We start from the raw sequence: 19,588 nt of genomic DNA, 5'->3' as shown, positions 1-19,588 counted from the left end.
TTCCCCCTAGTTCGCGGCGAGAGTGAGGTAGACGTCGTCGAGCGTGGGCTCCTTGAGGCCGATTTCGTGCGCCTCCAAGCCGTTGTCGTCCAGCGCGCGCACGACCGTCGCAAGGTCGCGTGACGCGCTGACGGGGGTCGTGAGCGTGAGGCCTTCCGCGACCGGCGTGAGCCCCACGGAGTTGATGGCCTTGAGCGCCGTGTCCACTTCGGACGCCGAGTCGAGCGTGACGGTCACCGTGCGCTGGCCGACCTGCGCCTTGAGCTCGGCCGAGGTGCCGGACGCGACGACCTTGCCGTGCGACAGCACGGTGATCGAGTCGGCGAGCCGGTCGGCCTCGTCGAGGTACTGGGTCGTGAGCAGCACGGTCGTGCCGTCCGCGACGAGCTTCTCGACGATCTCCCACATCGCGAGGCGGCTGGCGGGGTCGAGGCCGGTGGTCGGCTCGTCCAGGAACAGCACCTCGGGGTTGCCGACCAGGGACGCGGCCAGGTCGAGGCGCCGCCGCATGCCGCCGGAGTAGGTCTTGGCGTTGCGCTTGGCGGCGTCGGTGAGGTCGAACTGCGCCAGCAGGTCGTCCGCGCGGGCGTGGGCCTGCCTGCGGCTCGCGCCGAGCAGGCGGGCGATCAGGACCAGGTTGTCGTGGCCGCTCAGCTGCTCGTCGACGGCGGCGAACTGGCCGGTCAGGCCGATGCGGCTGCGGACCTCGTGGCTCTGCTTCACCACGTCGAACCCCGCGACCTTCGCGGTGCCGCCGGAGGGCGGCAGCATCGTGGTGAGGAGGTTGACCAGCGTGGTCTTGCCGGCGCCGTTGTGGCCGAGGAGGCCTAGAACGGAGCCCTTCTTCGCGGTGACGCTCACGCCGTCGAGCGCGTTCACGTCACCGAACCTCTTGCTCACGTCATGCGCTTCGATCATGAGCTCACTCATCTTGTCTCCCCCTTGAGCGCGCCGTGCAGGAAAAGCTCGACGATGGCGGCGGGTTCGGCGGCGGTCTGGCCGAAGCCCGAGCCCATGCGGTTCGTGAAGACGGTGCCGAGCAGCATCCGTCCGGCCAGGTCGGGGCTCACGCGCAGGTCCGCGTCGCCGAACAGGCGGCCGACGGCGTCGGACAGCTGCTGCATGCCGATCGGTGGCCCCTTGTGCTTCTTGTGGTCCTCGTCGTTCGGGTGGTAGCCGGACTCGCGGAGCGCACCGATGAGGCCCCACATGCGGTCGAGATAGCCGCTGAACGCGGCGACTCCCGCCGTGAGCCGTTCCTCCAGTGGCACGTCCGACGGGATGGCATCGAGGCGTGCGACCTCTTCGTCGGAATGCAGCGCGCGCTGGACGCACGCCTCCAGCAGCTCCGCCTTGTCCTTGAAGACTCGGAACACCGTGCCTTCCGCGATGCCGGCCGCGGCGGCGATCTGGCTGGTGGTGACGTTCGCGCCCGCCTTGACGACGAGCGGCAGCGTGGCCTGGACGATCGCCTCGCGGCGGTCTTCCGGGCTCATCGCGGGGGCGCGGCGGCGGCGTGGTTCCTCTGACACGTCCGCCACTGTATGAGTGAGTACTCACTCATGTCAATGAGTGGGCGCTCACTCACTCGCGGCGGCCTAGCACACACCCCTGACGATTCCGCGGTCCGAGCCCGTTCAAGATCTCGACCTGTCCACAGCTCGCGAGTTGTCCACAGATCCGCCGCCGCCCCGCCCGGCCCGACCGCTCCCGGAGCAGCCTGGACCACGACCCCGCGACCTGGAGGCGAGCCCGATGTCCTGGAATTCCACGCTGATCACCTGCGTTGGCACTGTCGTCAGCGAGATCACGTACAAGCACGGCGAAGACGGCAAGACGTCCGCGTTCTTCCGCATGAGCTCGACCGAGCGCCGGTACAACACGGCGGCCGGCGACTGGGAGGACGGGGAGACGTTGTGGATGAACGTCTCGTGCTGGCGGAAGCTCGCCGACAGCGTGAAGACCACGCTGTCCAAGGGCGATCCGGTGATCGTCCAGGGCAAGTTGCGCATGCGTTATTACGAGAAGGACGACGGGAAGAAGCTCGCTGTTCACGTGGACGCCATGCACGTCGGGTTGGACTTGAGCCGCGTGCAGTCACTGGGCGCCGCCACGCTCGTTGAGCCTCGGGTCGCGGAAGATCTCTCGGAGGAAACCGTTCCGTTCTGAGCCGTTCGGGGCAACCCTGTGCCGGACTTCGGGAACCCACCCGATCGGGTAGCGCGTGCCGGAGAAGATGTACGTACCGAGATCCACGGAGAAGGAGGGAAGCTCGTAGGTCGGAGCCGCTGAGGACCGATCGCCGACAACCGTTCACGTTCGAACGGAACAAGCAGGTCACCGACCCACGTGACGCTCGTCGCGGGTGTGGGCGGCCGCTTGTCGGCGACCGAGGTCAGGAGCCTCTGGGCACCGCTCTACGATCGCCGCCATGGCCGAGTTCATCTACACCATGAAAAAGGTGCGCAAGGCGCACGGTGACAAGGTCATCCTCGATGACGTCACGATCATGTTCTACCCCGGCGCGAAGATCGGTGTGGTCGGTCCCAACGGCGCCGGCAAGTCGAGCGTGCTCAAGATCATGGCGGGGTTGGACCAGCCCAACAACGGCGAGGCGTACCTGTCGCCCGGTTACACCGTGGGCATCCTGCAGCAGGAGCCGCCGCTCAACGAGGAGAAGACCGTCCTCGGCAACGTCCAGGAGGGCCTGGGCGAGATCAAGGTGAAGCTGGACCGCTTCAACGAGATCGCCGAGCTGATGGCGACCGACTACTCCGACGAGCTGATGGAGGAGATGGGCAAGCTCCAGGAGGAGCTCGACCACGCCGACGCGTGGGACCTCGACTCCCAGCTGGAGCAGGCGATGGACGCCCTGCGCTGCCCGCCGCCCGACGCCGACGTCACCAAGCTCTCCGGTGGTGAGCGCCGCCGTGTCGCGCTGTGCAAGCTGCTGCTGAGCAAGCCCGACCTGCTGCTGCTCGACGAGCCCACCAACCACCTGGACGCGGAGAGCGTCCTGTGGCTGGAGCAGCACCTCGCGCAGTACACCGGCGCCGTGCTCGCCGTGACCCACGACCGGTACTTCCTGGACAACCTGGCCGAGTGGATCCTCGAGATCGACCGCGGCCGGACCCACCCGTACGAGGGCAACTACTCCACCTACCTGGAGAAGAAGGCCGAGCGTCTCGCGGTCCAGGGCAAGAAGGACCAGAAGCTGCAGAAGCGCCTCAAGGACGAGCTCGAGTGGGTGCGCTCCGGGGCCAAGGCCCGCCAGGCGAAGTCCAAGGCGCGTCTCGACCGCTACGAGGAGATGGCGGCCGAGGCGGAGAAGACCCGCAAGCTCGACTTCGAGGAGATCCAGATCCCGCCGGGCCCGCGTCTGGGCAACGTCGTGGTCGAGGTCGACAAGCTCAAGAAGGGCTTCGGCGACCGGGTCCTGATCAACGACCTGTCGTTCACGTTGCCGCGCAACGGCATCGTCGGCGTCATCGGCCCGAACGGCGTCGGCAAGACCACGCTGTTCAAGACCATCGTCGGTCTCGAGCAGCCGGACAACGGCGACGTGAAGGTCGGCGAGACGGTCCTGCTGTCCTACGTCGACCAGAACCGCGGCGGCATCGACCCGAAGAAGAACGTGTGGGAGGTCGTGTCCGGCGGGCTCGACTACATCCACGTCGGCAACGTCGAGATGCCCTCGCGCGCGTACGTCAGCGCGTTCGGCTTCAAGGGCCCGGACCAGCAGAAGCCCGCGGGCGTGCTGTCCGGTGGTGAGCGCAACCGCCTGAACCTGGCGCTCACGCTCAAGCTCGGCGGCAACCTGATCCTGCTGGACGAGCCGACGAACGACCTGGACGTCGAGACCCTGGGGTCGCTGGAGAACGCTCTTGAGCAGTTCCCCGGCTGCGCCGTGGTCATCTCCCACGACCGGTGGTTCCTCGACCGCGTCGCCACGCACATCCTCGCGTGGGAGGGCACGGACGAGGACCCGTCGAAGTGGTACTGGTTCGAGGGCAACTTCGAGGGCTACGAGAAGAACAAGCTCGAGCGCCTGGGTGCCGACGCCGCGAGGCCGCACCGTGTCACGTACCGCAAGTTGACACGGGACTGAGAGGGCAACGGCGACGTCGTGGCGGCGAGGGGCGAGACGCAGGCGAACGTCGAGGTGAGCACGCTGGTCGTGCCCGCCTGGATGCTGCGTTGGCGCGCACCGGAGCTCGCTCTGGTGCTGGGTGAGCGCGCTGTCGCGCTCGCCTCGACCCGCCGCGACGAAGCCGACCGCCTGAGAGCGGAGTCGCTCGTGGTCTTCGCGGGCAACCGCATGGGCCGCGGCGTCCGCGTCGCCGACAGGGCGATCGACGCCCTGAAGGCGGCCCAGGCCGCTGGTGAGCACGAGACCGGGTGGCTGCTGCGGGTCGAGCTCGCGGCGTGCGCCCGGTCCGTGGGCGCACCGCTGACGGGGTTCGCGGCGGTCACCCCGGTGCTGGAAGCGCCGGACGTGCCCGCGGAACTGCGGGCCTCGGCCCTGGTGCAGGCGAGCGAATGCCTCGTCACGGTCGGCCGCGGTGACGAACCCGCGCGGGCGCTCGCCGAGGCCGATCAGCTCTACGTCGCCGACACCACGCTCGACGAGGACACGCGTCTGCTGCTGCGCGGTCAGATCCGTGCCGTGCAGGCCGCGCAGCACCGGCGCTGGGGCGACCTCGCCGCGGCGATCGGGGCCGCACGCGAGGGCCTCGACCTGCTGAGCAGGTTCTCCGATCCCGACGCGGACAGCGGTCAGGGTGTCGGCAGGCTCAGGCTGGAACTCGCGCTCGCGCTGATGGACGCGAACCGGCTGCTCGACGCGAGCGACGTCGGCGCCCCGCTGCTCGACCGCCCGGTGCGCGCGCCTTCGGCGTCCACCACCGGCTGGTTGCGCCTGGCCCTCGCCACGCGGGTGCACCTGCCCGCGGGCAGGGTCGGACTGGCCCGCGAGATGTTGCGCGAGGCGGTGGCGAGCGCCGAACGCCACCAGCTCGACACGCTGCTGGCGGAAAGCCTGCTGGCGCTGGCCCACGTGCACGAGGTGTCCGGCGACCTGGCCGACGCGCTGAAGGACCTGCGCTCGGCCCACGCCGCCGAACGCCGCCGCGCCCGCGCCGTCTACGCGGTGCGCGCCCGGCTCGCCGCGGAGTTCGCCGGTGTGCACCGCCAGCCGGCCGACCTGCACCAGCAACTGGCGAGCGTGCTCAGGCCGGTCGAGGGCATGCAGGTGGTCACCGACGGCGTGCTGTCCGCCGCACTGAAGCAACAACTCCGGCAGTGGCGCCCGGTCCAGGTCCGCAAGGGCGACGGGCTGAACGCCAAGCGTGCTCGGCGCGCTGCCGAAGACATGACCGTGGAGGGTTTGTCCGCGGCCCGACAACACGCCGCCGACCGGTGGCGCATGGTCCAGCCGTTCGGCGAGCCCGATGACAAGACCCCGGAAGCCGTGGAACCGCCACCCGCACCCCTGCCTTCTTCCTCCCCTCCCTCTTCCCCTTCCGACCGCACGGTCCCCGCGTCGGGCCTGATCGCCTCCGCGGGCGCCATGGTGAGCGGCCGGCGTCGTGCCGCCCGCGTGGCCGCCGGTGAGATCGACGACGACCGGCCCACCACCATCGCCGAAATCCCCATCACCCCCGCGGCTCCCGAGCCGGAGCAGCCACCCCAGGCCGAGCCGCGGCCCCAGCTGACCGTCGAGCAGGAACGCAAGCGCAAGGTCGAGCAGCAGCTCATGGAGCTGCAGCGCGAGGCCCGCCGCCAGATCGAGGCGGAACGCCAGGCCCGCGCCGAACAACGCGCCCAGGCCGAACGCGAGGCCCAGGCCGCCGAGGAGGCGGCCCGCCAGGAAGCCGCCCGTGAGGAGGCGGCCCGCCAGGAAGCCGCCCGTGAGGAGGCGGCGCGCCAGGAAGCGGCCCGCCAGGAGGCGGCCCGCCAGGAGGCGGCGCGCCAGGAGACGATCCGCCAGGAGGCGGCGCGCGAAGAGGCCGCCCGCCAGGAGGCGGCGCGCGAAGAGGCCGCGCGCAAGGAAGCCGCTCGTCTGGAGTCGGAGCGTGAAGCGGCCGCCCGCCTGGAGGCGGCCCGTGCAGAGGTCGCGCGCCAGGAGGTGGCCCGCCTGGAAGAGGCTCGCGCGGAGGCAGCGCGGCAAGAGGCGGCGCGGGAGCAAGCCGCCCGCGACGAGGCCGCTCGCCTGGAAGCCGCTCGTCAGCTGGCCGCCCGTGACGAGGCGGTGCGCCACGAGGTGGCTCGCCTGGAGAGCGTGCGCCAGGAGGAGGCCCGCCGCGAGGCGGCGCGTCAGGAAGCGGTGCGCAGGGACGTCGCCCGGCAGGAGGCGGCGCACCAGGAGGTCGCCCGCCAGGCCGTCGAACGCGAGGAGGTCGCCCGCCAGGCCGTCGAACGCGAGGAGGTCGCCCGCCAGGCCGTCGAACGCGAGGAGGCCGCCCGCCAGGCCCTCGAACGCGAGGAAGCCGCCCGCGCGGAGGCCGCAGGGCGTGCCGACGCGTCCGGGTCGCAGCCGGAAAGCGTCCTCGACATGCTCAAGGCGCAGGGTCTGCGGGCAGGCGGCCGCCGCCGTGCCCGCGAGGCCGAGGCGCAGTCCGGCGCCCCGTCGTGGCGCGTCGAACCGCCGTCGAGCCGGCGCGGTGACGACCAGGCGGCAGACGCGTCGCCGAACTACTTCGCGGACGCCGGCACCCGTTCCCGCTCCGAACGCCTGGCCGACCAGGTGAACCCGGACGGTCCGGCGCGGTCGGGCCTGGCCGCGGCGTTCTCGCGCCCGCCGGAGTCCCCGGACTTCGGCCCCCACACCGACGAGCCCGCCTTCCCGCTGCACACCCCGGCCGACGGTTTCCCGGCCGTCACGGCCGACCCGGACGAGCGCAGGCTCCCCGACCTCGACTTCAGCGGACTGGACTTCAGCGGCCTCGACTTCGGTGCCTCGAAGTCGACCGCGTCCGTTCCGTCCCCGCCGCCCGCGCCCGAGGAGCACCCGGACCCGGCGGAGCCGGAGAAGAAGCCGCTCCCGCCCCTCCCGGACCCGGTCCCGGACGTACCGGTCCCGGACGAGATCCCGAAGACTCCCGAACCGGACCTGCTGTCGACGAGCTTCCTGAGCTCGGCCGACGTCGACGACGACCCCTCGGACGTCCCCACGACCCCGGTCCGCGCACAGCAGGCGGAGCAGGCCCAGCCGACCTTCGGCAGCCAGGCCGGCTTCGGCACGCAACCGACCTTCGGCACGCAGACGTTCGGCACCCAGTCGGCTTTCGGTGGGCAGTCGGCCTTCGGCGGGCAGGCGGGGTTCGGTGCGCAGCCCGTCTACAGCATCGAGGCGGAGTACGGCAGCGCGCCCAGCCGCAGCACGGAGGCGGGCGGCACCGAGCGGGGCGACGGCGACGAGTGGGGCGCCGGCACCGGTCCAGCCCGTGGCGCGGGGTCCGGTGGCGGCCAGGAGTCCGCGTACAGCACGGACTTCGCCTACGGCGCGGAGCCCGGGCAGGCCATCGGCCAGACGGCGTCCCCCGGCTCGGCAGACCTCACCTCCGACCCGAGCGCGACGGATCCGCAGCCGTCGACCGCGACGGAGCCGGCGTCCAGCGAGGCCGCGTCACCCGGCTCGGTCGAGTCGTACGACTTCTTCGCCACCAGGTCCGAGGGCGGGGACGCGGCCACCGAGAAGATCAGTGCCGCGGCGGTGCCGGACGACCCGGCGGGCCGTCCGAGCAGTCGCCGCAGGCCGAGCGAGATGAGCCTCGCCGACCTGCTGGCCGAGGCGCTGGTCGCCTACGAGACCGGGCGCCGCTCGGACGAGGAGCAGCTGGACGCGTCGGACCTGGCCGCGCCGGAGTGGTCGTCCGACGAACCCGCGGCGCAGGCCGCGGTGGTGGATCGGCCGGACCGTCCCGTCGAGGCCGAGCCCGCGGACACGGGCTTCCGGCCGGGGGAGTCGTTCGGCGTGGTGGCCGAGGAGCGCGCGGTGGGGTCGGACCCGGGAGCGGGGACGGCGTTCAGCATGGAGTCGTTGTTCCGGACCAGCCGGCCTGAGGACGACTCGGAGGCCGAGGCCTCCGTGGAGGAGATGTTCGGGTCGGGCGCGTCGTACATCGTGCAGCTGAACAGACCTGCCGGGCCCTCGCCGGAGGACCGCGAGAACCACGCGGACGCGCTGTTCCGGGTCGGTGGGCCCGCCTTCGCGGAGTCCGAGCAGGAGAAGACCGGGCCGATCCGCCCGGTGGCACCGGTGTCGGACACCGAGACGACCGGTCCGATTCGTCCTTTCCGGGCGGACGGGCCTCCCGGGTGGACGCTGCCGGGGGTGTGAGGGTGGCCAGCGCCACACCTCAAGCCTTGCCCAACCCCTCCCCGCCGGGTACCTGGGCAGAGGTCGCACGAGCGGTCCCGTGCTCACCCGGAAGGGGCGGCCGGTGACGGCCGGCGGTTCCACGGAGGTCACGCCGTCGTGGGGCCCATGATCGGATGAACGTGTGGAGCGACGGGGTGTCGGGGCCGGCGGAGACAGCCGGCGTCCTGTCGTGCCCGCGGATGTGGAAAGCCTTGTCCCCACTGATGATGTGACTCGATTCAGCCCACGATTCAGTGGCCAGTCAGTGCCCCTCCTGTTGCCGGTGACGGCCGCCACCCCATCTATGGTGGGGCCGGACCCGGCACACAGAGGTGCCGGATAGCGTGGAGTCGCCTGAACATGACCTCGACTGGAGCCCCGACCCGAACCGACGACGTCTCCGCGGCCCCCGCCGCGGGTGATGGCAGTCGAACGGCCAGTCCTGAGCAGGTCCGTGACGAGCTGATCGAACGGGCCGCCGCCAATGCCCCCGAACTCGCTGACCTGATCCGCCTCTTCTACCGCCACGTGCCCGCCGAGGAAGTCAACGACGACGACCCGGTGGACCTGGTCGGTGCGGTGCGGTCGAACTACCAGCTCGCCGAGAGCCGCGTCCCCGGACGCCCCGCGGTGCGCATCCTCAACCCGACGCGCAGTGCCGACGGGTGGCAGTGTCCTGTCACCGTCGTCCAGGTCGTCACGGACGACATGCCCTACCTCGTCGACTCGGTCGCGTCCGAGCTCACGCGCGGTGGTGTGCAGGTGCAGCGTGTCGTGCACCCGATCGTCGTGGTGCGGCGCGACCCGGTCACCGGCGAGCGCACCGAGGTGCTGCCGACGGCCGATCCGGCGGATCCGCCCGCGGACGCGCTGGCCGAGTCGTGGATGAACATCGAGGTCGACCTCATCACCGACGCCGACCGCGCCCGTGAGCTCGAGACGCGCCTGCTGGCGGTGCTGACCGACGTCCGCGAGGTCGTCGAGGACACCGACCGCATGGTCACCACGGCGTTGCAGCTGGCCGAGGAGCTCGGCAAGGACTCGTCCGAGGCCACCACGGACGGCGCGAACCTGCTGAGGTGGCTCGCGGACGGGCACTTCACGTTCATGGGCTACCGGCAGTACGAGCTGGTGCGCGAGGACGGCGAACCGGCGCTGCGGGCCGTGCTCGCGAGCGGCCTGGGCGTGCTGCGCCAGGACAGCCTCGCCGCGCGCAGCCTCACCGCCGGGCCGGACAACGGCGCGCAGGCCCTGAGCCCCGACCTGCTGGTGCTGACGCAGGCGAGCGCGCAGAGCAGCGTGCACCGCAGCGTCTACCCCTACTACGTGGGCGTGAAGACGTTCGACGGCGAGGGCAACGTCACCGGCGAGCACCGGTTCCTCGGCATCTTCAGCACCACGGCGCTGCACGAGAACGTGCTGGACATCCCGGTCGTCGAGCGCCGCGTGCGCGAGGTGATCCACCGCGCCGGCTTCCCGCTGCAGTCGTACTCGGGCCAGCGGATGCTCGAGGTGATCCAGAACTACCCGCGCACCGAGCTGTTCTCCGTCGACACCGAGACGCTCTACCAGACGACCACGGGCGTCATCGCTCTCGCGGAACGCCGCCGGCTGCGGCTGTTCCTGCGCCGCGACCCGTTCGGCCGCTTCTTCAGCTGCCTGGTCTACCTGCCGCGCGACCGCTACACGACGACGAGCCGCCTCGCGATGCAGGAGGTGCTGCTCGCCGAGCTCGGCGGCCTGAACCTCGAGTACAGCGCGCGCATCGGCGAGTCCGCGCTGGCCCGCGTGCACTTCATGGTCCACACGGACCCGGCGCGCACGCTGGAGCCGGACGTGCAGGCGATCCAGGCGAAGCTGGGCGAGGCCGTCCGCAGCTGGGACGACCGCATGGTCGAGGCCGTCGGGGGCGACGACCTCGGCGCCGAGTCCGCCACGGAGCAGGGCCAGCGGTTCGCCTCGGTGTTCCCCGAGGCCTACAAGGAGGACTTCCCGGCCGCCACGGGCCTCGAGGACTTCCGGCGCATCGAGAAGCTCGTCGAGGGCGACCTCGACATGGTCTTCTACGTGCCCGAGAACGCTGAACCGGGCGAGCGGCGCTTCAAGCTGTTCGTGACGGGCGAGGGCATCACGCTCTCGGACGTGCTGCCGATGCTGCAGCGCATGGGCGTCATCGTGGTCGACGAGCGGCCGTACGAGATCGCGCGCGAGGACGGCGTGCAGTGCTGGATCTACGACTTCGGCCTGCGCATCGACAAGGCCGCGCTCGCGCAGCTCTCCGAGGCCGACCTCGACGGCGTGCGCGTGCGGTTCCAGGACGCGTTCGCCGCGGTCTGGCGTGGTGAGGCCGAGGTCGACAGGTTCAACTCGCTGGTGCTGCAGGCCGGGCTCACCTGGCAGCAGGCCGCGATGCTGCGCGCGTACGCGAAGTACCTGCGCCAGGCGGGCACGCCGTACTCGCAGGACTACATCGAGGACGCCGTGCTCGGCCACACGAGCGTGGCGATCGCGCTCGTGGCGTTGTTCGAGGCCCGGTTCAACCCGGCGCTGAGCGACGCGACCAGGGCCGCGCACACCGAGACCATGGTCACCGAGATCGGCAAGCTGATCGACGACGTGACGAGCCTCGACGCGGACCGCATCCTGCGCAGCCTGCTGAGCCTGATCAACGCCACGCTGCGGACGAACTACTTCTTCCGCGACGCCGACGGCAACGGGCGGCCGTACCTGTCGGTCAAGCTCGACCCGCAGGCGATCCCGGACCTGCCGCAGCCGCGGCCGAAGTTCGAGATCTTCGTGTACTCCCCGCGCGTCGAGGGCGTGCACCTGCGCTTCGGCAGCGTCGCGCGCGGTGGCCTGCGCTGGTCCGACCGCCGCGAGGACTTCCGCACGGAGATCCTCGGCCTGGTCAAGGCGCAGGCCGTGAAGAACGCGGTGATCGTGCCGGTCGGCGCGAAGGGCGGCTTCGTCGTCAAGAAGCCGATCCCGGCGACGGGCGATCCCGGCATCGACCGCGAGAACTTCATGTCCGAGGGCATCGCCTGCTACAAGATGTTCATCTCGGGCCTGCTCGACCTCACCGACAACCTGATCAACAACGAGGTCGTGCCCGCGCCGCAGGTCGTGCGCTACGACGGCGACGACACGTACCTGGTCGTGGCCGCGGACAAGGGCACCGCGACGTTCTCCGACATCGCGAACGGCGTGAGCCAGAGATACGGCTTCTGGCTGGGCGACGCGTTCGCGTCCGGTGGCTCGATCGGCTACGACCACAAGGCCATGGGCATCACGGCCAAGGGCGCGTGGGAGAGCGTGAAGCGCTCGTTCCGCGAGCTCGGCGTGGACACGCAGACCGAGGAGTTCACCGTCGTCGGCATCGGCGACATGTCCGGTGACGTGTTCGGCAACGGCATGATGCTGTCCGAGCACATCCGGCTCGTGGCGGCGTTCGACCACCGGCACGTCTTCCTCGACCCGAACCCGGTGGCGGCCACGTCGTTCGCCGAGCGCGTGCGGCTGTTCAACGTCCCGCGCTCGTCGTGGGACGACTACGACCGCTCGCTGATCAGCGAGGGCGGCGGCATCTTCCCGCTCACGGCCAAGTCGATCCCGATCTCCGAGCAGGCCCGCGTCGCGCTGGGTCTCGACGAGGGCGTCACCAAGCTGTCCCCGCCGGAGCTCAAGAAGGCGATCCTGCTCTCGCCGGTCGACCTGCTGTGGAACGGCGGCATCGGCACGTACGTCAAGGCGTCGACCGAGTCGCACGCCGACGTCGGCGACAAGGCCAACGACACGATCCGCGTCAACGGCGACGAGCTGCGGGTCAAGGTCATCGGTGAGGGCGGCAACCTGGGCCTGACCCAGCGCGGCCGCATCGAGTTCGCCCGCAAGGGCGGCAAGGTCAACACCGACGCGCTCGACAACTCCGCCGGCGTCGACTGCTCCGACCACGAGGTCAACATCAAGATCCTGCTGGACCACCTGGTCCGGGAGGGCTCGGTGGAGCAGCAGCAGCGCAACGAGGTCCTCGCCGAGATGACCGACGAGGTCGGCGAGCTCGTGCTGGCGGACAACTACTCGCAGAACAGCGTCCTCGGTGTCAGCCGGGCGCACGCGGCCCCGATGCTGTCGGTGCACGCGCGCCTCACGGCGGACCTGGAGGCGCGCGGCGCGCTCAACCGCAAGCTGGAGGCCCTGCCGAGCCCGGCCGAGTTCAAGGCGCTGGAGAAGAGCGGCCAGGGCCTCACCTCGCCCGAACTCGCCACGCTGCTCGCGTTCACCAAGCTCACGCTGAAGGAAGAGCTGCTCTCGAGCGACATCCCGACGATCGACACGTTCACCCGCAAGCTCCCGGACTACTTCCCGAGCCTGCTGCGCGAACGCTTCGGCGCCGAGATCCCGAACCACCCGCTGGCGCGGCAGATCATCACCACGGTCGTCGTCAACGAGGTCGTCGACGGCGGCGGCATCTCCTACGCCTTCCGCCTGGCCGAGGAGACGAGCGCCTCGGCGACGGACGCGGTCCGCGCCTACGCCGTGGTCACCCAGGTCTTCGACCTGCCGTCGATCTGGCGCGAGATCGAGGCGCTCGACACCGTGGTGCCGACGGACGTGCAGGACAACATGGTCCTCGAGACCCGCCGCCTGCTGGACCGGGCGTCCCGCTGGCTGCTGTCCAACCGCCCGCAGCCGCTCGCGGTGGGCTCGACGATCAACCGCTTCCGCAAGGTGGTCGAGGACCTCAGCCCGCACGCCTTCGACCTGTTGCAGGGCAAGGAACTCGACGTGGTCGCCGGCAAGGCGGACCGCTACGTCGAGCAGGGCGTCCCGGCCGAGTTGGCCCGCAAGGTCGCGGCGCTGCTCTACATGTACGGCCTGCTCGACGTCACCGAGATCGCCGAACTGGCCGAGCGCGAGTTCGGCCCGACCGGCGGCGCCGGCCCGGAGCGCACGCACCGGGAGACGGCCGAGCTGTACTTCGCGCTGTCCGACCACCTCGACATCGACCACATGCTGGACTCGGTGACGAGCCTGGAGCGAGGCAACCGCTGGCACGCCCTGGCCCGGCTTGCACTGCGCGACGACTTCTACTCGTCGCTGCGGGCCATCTCGGTCGACGTGCTGCGGGCGAGCGACGAGGACGACACGGCGAGCGAGAAGATCGCCAAGTGGGAGCAGGCCAACGCCTCGCGCCTGTCCCGCTCGCGCGGTGCGCTGGAGGAGATCAACCGGGTGCACCAGCTGGACCTGGCGACCCTCTCCGTGGCCGCGCGCCAGGTGCGGAGCATGGTCAGGTAGCAGGCAGCGAAAACGGGGCGCCGCGGAATCCCCTCCGCGGCGCCCCGTTCTGTGTCAACGTCAGACGACCTGTTCGAGTTCCGCGCGCTGCGCGATCGCCTGTCCCAGCCACCTGCGGCCCAGGTAGACGAGCAAGGCCACGCCGACCGCCGCGACCGTGCCGGCGCCGGATCCCATCCACAGCCCCAGGACCTCCATGCCGTCGGCGGGGGAGGGGATGTCCGCGAACGTCACGTAGACGAACAGGGCCGCCATCACGACGGCCCCCGCGGTGATGGCGCCGATCGCGATGTTCGTCCAGGTGACCGAACGGGACTCGAACACGGTGTCGTCCCCCGCCCGCTGCAGCATCACTCCGAGGGAGACCGCCAGCACCTGCAGGCAGGCGACGAAGACGATCGCGAACACCACCAACGGCACCCGCACGGACTCGTACGGCGGGAAGAGCCCGGCCTCGTCCGCCGCGGTCGTCGGGATCACCACGACCTGGGCGAACAGCCCGCTGAGGAACGCGATGGCGAGCAGGGTCTGCAGGAAGAACACCAGTGCGCGGGTCATGAATCGAGTATCGACAGCTGCCTATCGATTTTCAATCGGCTGGTGTGGAGGTCCTGTGAAGGTTCACGCGGTCGTGGGCGGTAGGGTCCCTCCATGGGTGTCTTCGTCACTGGTGTGCGGCCGCGATGGTCGGACATGGATGCGTTCGGCCACGTCAACCACGCCAAAACGGTGACGTTGCTCGAAGAGGCCCGGATCGAGCTGCTGTTCACGGAGGCGGCCCGCCACGGGGTCAAGGAGCTGGCCGAGGGCATGGTCGTGGCGAAGCTCGTGGTCGAGTACCTCGCGCCGATCGTGTTCACCGGTGAGGACATCATCGTCGAGATGTCGGTGCGGGAGTTGAAGTCCGCGTCGCTGACGCTCGACTACGTGGTGCGCTCCAGCCGGGACGCGAACAGCCCGGTGGTCGTCAGGGCGGAGACGCTCATGGCGCCCTACAACGTGACGACAGCACGACCGCGCCGCCTGACCGAGGCCGAGCGCGACTTTCTCGCCGGGTGGCGGGCAGGGGGAAACGGTGCCTGAGCTGGTGTTGGCCGACGCGGCCGAGAGAGACGACCTCGGGGCGTTCGCCGCGCGGGCGGTGCGGCTCGACGCGCAGGGCGTCGTGCGGCTGCGCAACCGCAACGAGGAGCTGCTGGACGCGTGGGTGGCCACGCCGTTCGACGCGCTCGCCACGCGAACCGTTGCGGGACAGGCGAACCCGGCCGACGTGACGGTGTCCGGCTCGGAGCTGCTGACGGGGCTCGCGGTCATGCGCGACGACCGCATCGACCCCGGACCGGCCAAGGACCTGATGTGGCGCTCGGCCCTGCCGCCCGCCGAGGGCTGGCTGGTGGTCGACCGGCTGCCCGTCGAGGTCGTCGCGAAGATCGCCGACGAGGGTGTCGAGGTGGCGCGCGAGAACACCGGCCCGCAGGGCACGCCGCCGGCCTCGTTGCTGGACCAGACGGTGCTGACCGTGAGCGGGTCCGGGCTGGACGTCAAGATCCCGCTGCGGGTCCTGTTCGCGTTGTCGGGCATGGGTTTCCTCGGCGACGACGGGGACGTCCGCGTGACGGCGACCGACTCGTGGCTGCGGATCGACGCCCGGTTCGGCGCGGTCGTCCGGCGCCGCCACTCCATGCTGCCGCTACTCGTCTGACCTGGAGTTAACTGCAGGTTCTTTTCGGGAAATCACTGCGCCGCAAGCGGATGCGCGTGGCACCATGTCGCGCGTGTCTGCCGAATCGCCGCAGGAGGAGACCGAGTACCGGGTCTCGACCCTGGAGCTCTTCTTCGACCTGGTCTTCGTCTTCACGATCACGCAGCTGACCCAGAAGCTGGCCGACGACATGTCGCCGGCCGGTTTCGGGCAGGTCCTGCTCATGCTGTTCGTGATCCTCTGGATGTACTTCGGGTACGTCTGGCTCACGAACGCCGTCCCGCCGAACACCACGCTGCGGCGGGTGCTGCTCATGTGCGGCATGGGCGGGTTCCTGATCATCGCGCTGGCGATCCCCTCCGGGTTCGCCGCCGCCGGGCCCGCGTTCGGGATCGGGTACCTGATCGTGAACCTGGTCCACTCCGGGCTCTTCATCTCGGCGGGCGGGCCGGGGTCGGCCGCGGCGATGGCACGGCTGGCGCCGTTCAACCTCGGCTCGGCGGTCCTGGTGCTGGCCGGCGGGTTCCTGCCGCCCGTGTGGCGGGCCGCCGCCTGGTTCGCGGCCGTGGTGCTCATGGTCGTGTCGCCGTACGTGAACCGGCGGCACGGCGAGTTCCGCATCAGGCCGGTGCACTTCGTCGAACGGCACGGGCTCGTGGTGATCATCGCCCTCGGCGAGTCGATCATCGCGATGGGCATCGGGGCTGCGGGCCTGCCGCTCAACTTCCAGCTCGTCGTGGCGGCCCTGCTGGGCCTGACGCTCGCCTACCAGCTCTGGTGGTGCCACTTCGGCCGGGACCAGGACGTCCGGGCCGAGCACAGCCTCGCGGCCATGACGCAGGTCGAACGGTCTCGCGCGGCGCTGTCGGCGTTCGGCTGGGCGCACGTGCCGATCCTGCTGGGCATCATCGTCGTGTGCGTCGGCATCAAGAAGACCATCGGGCACGCCACCGAGCACCTCTACCTCAGCGGCGCGCTGGCGCTGGGCGCGGGAGCGGCCGTCTTCCTGGCCGGGCAGGTGTTCTTCCGCCACCGCATGGGCATCGGCACGGTCCGGTGGCGGGTGATCGCCGGTGTGGTCGCGCTCGCGACCATCCCGATCGGCCTGTGGCTGGCGATCGCCCAGGTGGCCGCGCTGGTCCTCGTGTTCGGTGCGCTGCTGGCCGTGGAGGGCAGGCTGCGGGCGTGACCGGCACGCCCGCAGCGGGACGGCGTCAGGCCAGCCAGACGGCCGTGTCGGGCGGCAGTTGGTCGCCGTCCATCGGGCCGGACGACAGCAGCACCTGACCCGGCGGCAGCGGCACGGACGCGCCCGACGTGTTCAGGGCGCAGATCAGCCCGCCGCCCTTGCGCCGGAACGCGAAGCAGCCGGCCGGGGCGCCGTACCACTCGAGCTCCGTGCCGGCGAACGACGCGTTGGACTTCCGGTGCTCCAGCGCCTCGCGGTACAGCGAGAGCATCGAGCCCGGGTCCTCGAGCTGCGCCTCGGCGGTGAGGTGGTCCCACTCGTTCGGCTGCGGCAGCCAGGTGTTCACGGCCGTGGAGAACCCGAACGGCGGGCTCGCGCCCTCCCACGGGATCGGCACGCGGCAGCCGTCACGGCCGCGTTCGGTGTGCCCGGAACGCTCCCAGGTCGGGTCCTGCAGGGCCCAGTCCGGCAGCTCCACGTTCGGCAGGCCGAGCTCTTCGCCGTTGTAGAGGTAGATGACCCCCGGCAGCGCCAGCTCGACCAGCGTCATCGCGCGGGCCCGCTGCTCGCCCACCGCGCCGCCGCCGTAGCGGGTCACGTGGCGGACGACGTCGTGGTTCGAGAGCGTCCACGTGGCGGGGGTGCCGGTCAGGGCGACCGCGGCCAGCGAGTGCTCGATCGCCGAACGGACCGCGTCCGCGTCGAAACTCGCCTCGACCAGGCGGAAGTTGAAGCCCAGGTGCAGCTCGTCGGGACGGACGTAGGCGGCGAAGCGCTCGTCGTCCTTCACCCAGATCTCGCCGACGGCCATGGTGCCGGGGTAGCCGTCCATGACCTTGCGGATCATGCGGTGGATCTCGTGCACGCCGTCGTTGTCGAACCGCGGGTCGTGCGCGTCGTCGCTCAGCACGCCGGGCGCCTGCGGGCGGATCTCCATGTCCGGCAGGCCCTCGGGCTTGGCCATGCCGTGCGCCACGTCGATGCGGAAGCCGTCGACGCCGCGGTCGAGCCAGAACCGCAGGGTGCGCTCCAGGTCCGCGCGGACCTCCGGGTGCTCCCAGTTCAGGTCCGGCTGTTCCGGCGCGAACAGGTGCAGGTACCACTGGCCGTCCGGGACGCGGGTCCACGCGGGACCGCCGAAGACCGACGTCCAGTTGTTCGGCGGCTGCGAGCCGTCGAAACCGCGGCCCTCGCGGAAGATGTAGCGGGCGCGCTCCATGCTGCCGGGGCCCGCGTGCAGGGCCTCCTGGAACCACTCGTGCAGGTCGCTCGAGTGGTTCGGCACCAGGTCGACCGTCACCCGGATGTTGTGCTCGTGCGCGTCCGCCACCAGCCGGTCGAACGCGGCCAGGTCGCCGAAGAGCGGGTCCACGTCGCGCGGGTCGGCGACGTCGTAGCCGTGGTCGGCCATCGGCGAGCGGTAGAACGGGGTGAGCCACAGGGCGTCGACGCCGAGCAGCTCCAGGTAGCCGAGGCGGGACCTGATGCCGTCGAGGTCGCCGACGCCGTCGCCGTTGGAGTCGGCGAAGGAGCGCACGTACACCTGGTAGAAGACGGCGTCACGCCACCAGGCGGCCTCTTCGGCGATCTCGGGGCTGAGGTCGGAGGATCGTCGCACGGGGGGTCATCCTGCCATTCGTCTCGCTGCTAAAAGACCCGAACGGGTGATGGTCGGTTACGAGAAGCTGTTCATCAAGCTGTTCGCGGCCATCTCCATGTAGTCCCAGAGCTGCTTGCGGTGAGCCTCGTCCAGGCCGGCTTCGTCGACGGCGATCCTCATGCAGCGCAGCCACGCGTCCCGTTCGATCGGTCCGATCTTGAACGGCACGTGGCGCATCCGCAGCCTCGGGTGGCCCCGGTTGTCCGAGTAGGTGTGCGGTCCGCCCCAGTACTGCATCAGGAACAACCGCAGCCGCTCCTCCGCAGGTCCGAGGTCTTCTTCGGGGTACAGGGGGAGGAGGACCTCGTCGGACTTCACCTCTTTGTAGAAGCGCGCGACGATGCGGTGGAACGTCTCCTCGCCACCGACCTGTTCGAAGAAGCTCACGGGGTTTCCCACACACCCATCCTGACTCACGCGGGCCACCCCGTGCAGGGCGCCCCGGGTGTAGGCCGTGCCATAGGGGTGTGAACTGGCAGGACGCCGGGTGATCATCGTCTCGAATGGGTGTTCTAACTCACCCGGCGCCTGCGTTTGGACCTCACTTGGCGGTGAAGCCGGCCTCTTCCAGCGCGGGCATCAGCTGCGCGCGCAGGTTGCGCTGGACCGCCCACTGGCGGCCGGGGCGCGTCTTCACGGTGACCCGCAGGGTGATGCCGTCGACGGTGAACTTCTCCACGCCGAGGACCTCGGGCTTGGCCGTGATGTCCGTCTTGAGCGGCTCCTTCTCGGCCACCTCGGCGGCCGTGCGCTCCAGCACGGCGGTGGCCTCGGCGAGGTTCGCGCCGTAGCTCAGCGGCAGGTCGACGACCGCGACCGCGAAGCCCTGCGACGAGTTGCCGACGCGCAGGATCTCGCCGTTGCGGACGTACCAGACCGTGCCCCCGGTGTCGCGGATCGTGGTGGTGCGCAGGGCGACCGCCTCGACGGTGCCGGTGATGGACGGGCCGAGGTCGACGACGTCGCCCACGCCGTACTGGTCCTCCAGCAGCATGAACATGCCGGACAGGAAGTCCTTCACCAGGTTCTGGGCGCCGAAACCGATCGCGACGCCCAGGATGCCCGCCGACGTCAGCACGGGCGTGATGTCCAGCCCGACCACGATCATGATCTCCAGGAACGCGATTCCGAAGATCAGGATCGTGACGATCGACTTCAGCACCGAGCCGATCGTGCGGGCGCGCTGCTCACGGCGCTCGGAGACGAGGTTCCCGAGCGCCTGCGGAGCGCGTTCCCGCAACGGCTTGAGCAGCCCCGGCTTCTTGCCCTCCTTGCCGGGGATGGTGATCCGGTCGATGACCTTGCGGAGCAGAGCCCGGAGGATGAAGGCGGCGATCAGGATCACGACGATCTTGATCGCGCCCGTCAGGATCATCG

General features: G+C 70.5%; 13 protein-coding genes. 7 read left to right on the top strand and 6 right to left on the bottom strand.

Annotation, left to right across the window (positions count from 1 at the left end):
* Window positions 1-6: 6 nt before the first annotated feature.
* Complete coding sequence (locus tag ND450_RS24610) at window positions 7-930, bottom strand: ATP-binding cassette domain-containing protein (protein ID WP_253321044.1); 924 nt, start codon at window positions 928-930, stop codon at window positions 7-9.
* Window positions 927-1,532, bottom strand: a complete 606-nt coding sequence (locus ND450_RS24605) for a TetR/AcrR family transcriptional regulator (protein WP_089922270.1) — start codon at window positions 1,530-1,532, stop codon at window positions 927-929. The genes ND450_RS24610 and ND450_RS24605 overlap by 4 nt, the downstream gene beginning before the upstream one ends.
* Before the next feature lie 223 nt (window positions 1,533-1,755).
* Here ND450_RS24605 and ssb point away from each other — a divergent pair, with 223 nt between their 5' ends.
* From ssb to ND450_RS24585, 4 genes are all read left to right on the top strand, one after another.
* Complete coding sequence (ssb, locus tag ND450_RS24600) at window positions 1,756-2,169, top strand: single-stranded DNA-binding protein (protein ID WP_253321043.1); 414 nt, start codon at window positions 1,756-1,758, stop codon at window positions 2,167-2,169.
* 262 nt (window positions 2,170-2,431) lie between these two features.
* A complete protein-coding gene (ettA, locus tag ND450_RS24595; protein WP_089922176.1) occupies window positions 2,432-4,108 on the top strand; it encodes an energy-dependent translational throttle protein EttA in 1,677 nt (558 codons plus the stop codon).
* Between the two features lie 18 nt (window positions 4,109-4,126).
* On the top strand, window positions 4,127-8,341 hold the full coding sequence (locus ND450_RS24590; protein ID WP_253321042.1) for a hypothetical protein: 4,215 nt from the start codon (window positions 4,127-4,129) through the stop codon (window positions 8,339-8,341).
* 381 nt (window positions 8,342-8,722) lie between these two features.
* Window positions 8,723-13,660 carry an NAD-glutamate dehydrogenase gene (locus ND450_RS24585; protein WP_253321041.1) on the top strand — a complete coding sequence of 1,646 codons (4,938 nt, stop codon included), beginning with the start codon at window positions 8,723-8,725 and terminating at the stop codon, window positions 13,658-13,660.
* 60 nt (window positions 13,661-13,720) lie between these two features.
* On the opposite strand, the gene ND450_RS24580 is transcribed toward ND450_RS24585, so the two are convergent.
* Complete coding sequence (locus ND450_RS24580) at window positions 13,721-14,218, bottom strand: DUF2975 domain-containing protein (protein WP_253321040.1); 498 nt, start codon at window positions 14,216-14,218, stop codon at window positions 13,721-13,723.
* Window positions 14,219-14,311: 93 nt separating this feature from the next.
* Between ND450_RS24580 and ND450_RS24575 the strand changes: the two genes are divergently transcribed.
* From ND450_RS24575 to ND450_RS24565, 3 genes are all read left to right on the top strand, one after another.
* Complete coding sequence (locus ND450_RS24575) at window positions 14,312-14,743, top strand: thioesterase family protein (protein ID WP_253321039.1); 432 nt, start codon at window positions 14,312-14,314, stop codon at window positions 14,741-14,743.
* On the top strand, window positions 14,736-15,362 hold the full coding sequence (locus ND450_RS24570; protein ID WP_089922181.1) for a hypothetical protein: 627 nt from the start codon (window positions 14,736-14,738) through the stop codon (window positions 15,360-15,362). The genes ND450_RS24575 and ND450_RS24570 overlap by 8 nt, the downstream gene beginning before the upstream one ends.
* A 73-nt stretch (window positions 15,363-15,435) precedes the next feature.
* Window positions 15,436-16,551: a low temperature requirement protein A gene (locus ND450_RS24565; protein WP_253321038.1), complete on the top strand. Its 1,116-nt coding sequence runs from the start codon at window positions 15,436-15,438 to the stop codon at window positions 16,549-16,551.
* A 25-nt stretch (window positions 16,552-16,576) separates the two neighbouring features.
* On the opposite strand, the gene ND450_RS24560 is transcribed toward ND450_RS24565, so the two are convergent.
* The 3 genes from ND450_RS24560 to ND450_RS24550 form a co-directional block, all read right to left on the bottom strand.
* Entirely contained in the window at window positions 16,577-18,169 is a 1,593-nt protein-coding gene (locus ND450_RS24560; protein ID WP_253321037.1) for a glycoside hydrolase family 13 protein, read from the bottom strand.
* 57 nt (window positions 18,170-18,226) lie between these two features.
* Complete coding sequence (locus ND450_RS24555; RefSeq protein WP_229693930.1) at window positions 18,227-18,610, bottom strand: globin; 384 nt, start codon at window positions 18,608-18,610, stop codon at window positions 18,227-18,229.
* A 142-nt stretch (window positions 18,611-18,752) separates the two neighbouring features.
* Window positions 18,753-19,586 (bottom strand): mechanosensitive ion channel family protein, encoded by an 834-nt coding sequence (locus ND450_RS24550; RefSeq protein WP_253327985.1) that lies wholly within the window; start codon window positions 19,584-19,586, stop codon window positions 18,753-18,755.
* Window positions 19,587-19,588 lie beyond the last annotated feature (2 nt).

Source organism: Lentzea sp. HUAS12 (assembly GCF_024125735.1).
Classification (GTDB): Bacteria; Actinomycetota; Actinomycetes; order Mycobacteriales; family Pseudonocardiaceae; genus Lentzea; species Lentzea albida.
This window is presented reverse-complemented; position numbering and strand designations above follow the sequence as displayed.

Excerpts from the sequence above, each read along its gene's own strand:
- ND450_RS24585 (WP_253321041.1), top strand. The coding sequence starts at position 8,723 with ATGACCTCGACTGGAGCCCCGACCCGAACCGACGACGTCTCCGCGGCC.
- ND450_RS24550 (WP_253327985.1), bottom strand. The coding sequence starts at position 19,586 with ATGATCCTGACGGGCGCGATCAAGATCGTCGTGATCCTGATCGCCGCC.
- ssb (WP_253321043.1), top strand. The coding sequence starts at position 1,756 with ATGTCCTGGAATTCCACGCTGATCACCTGCGTTGGCACTGTCGTCAGC.
- ND450_RS24580 (WP_253321040.1), bottom strand. The coding sequence starts at position 14,218 with ATGACCCGCGCACTGGTGTTCTTCCTGCAGACCCTGCTCGCCATCGCG.
- ettA (WP_089922176.1), top strand. The coding sequence starts at position 2,432 with ATGGCCGAGTTCATCTACACCATGAAAAAGGTGCGCAAGGCGCACGGT.
- ND450_RS24575 (WP_253321039.1), top strand. The coding sequence starts at position 14,312 with ATGGGTGTCTTCGTCACTGGTGTGCGGCCGCGATGGTCGGACATGGAT.
- ND450_RS24610 (WP_253321044.1), bottom strand. The coding sequence starts at position 930 with ATGAGTGAGCTCATGATCGAAGCGCATGACGTGAGCAAGAGGTTCGGT.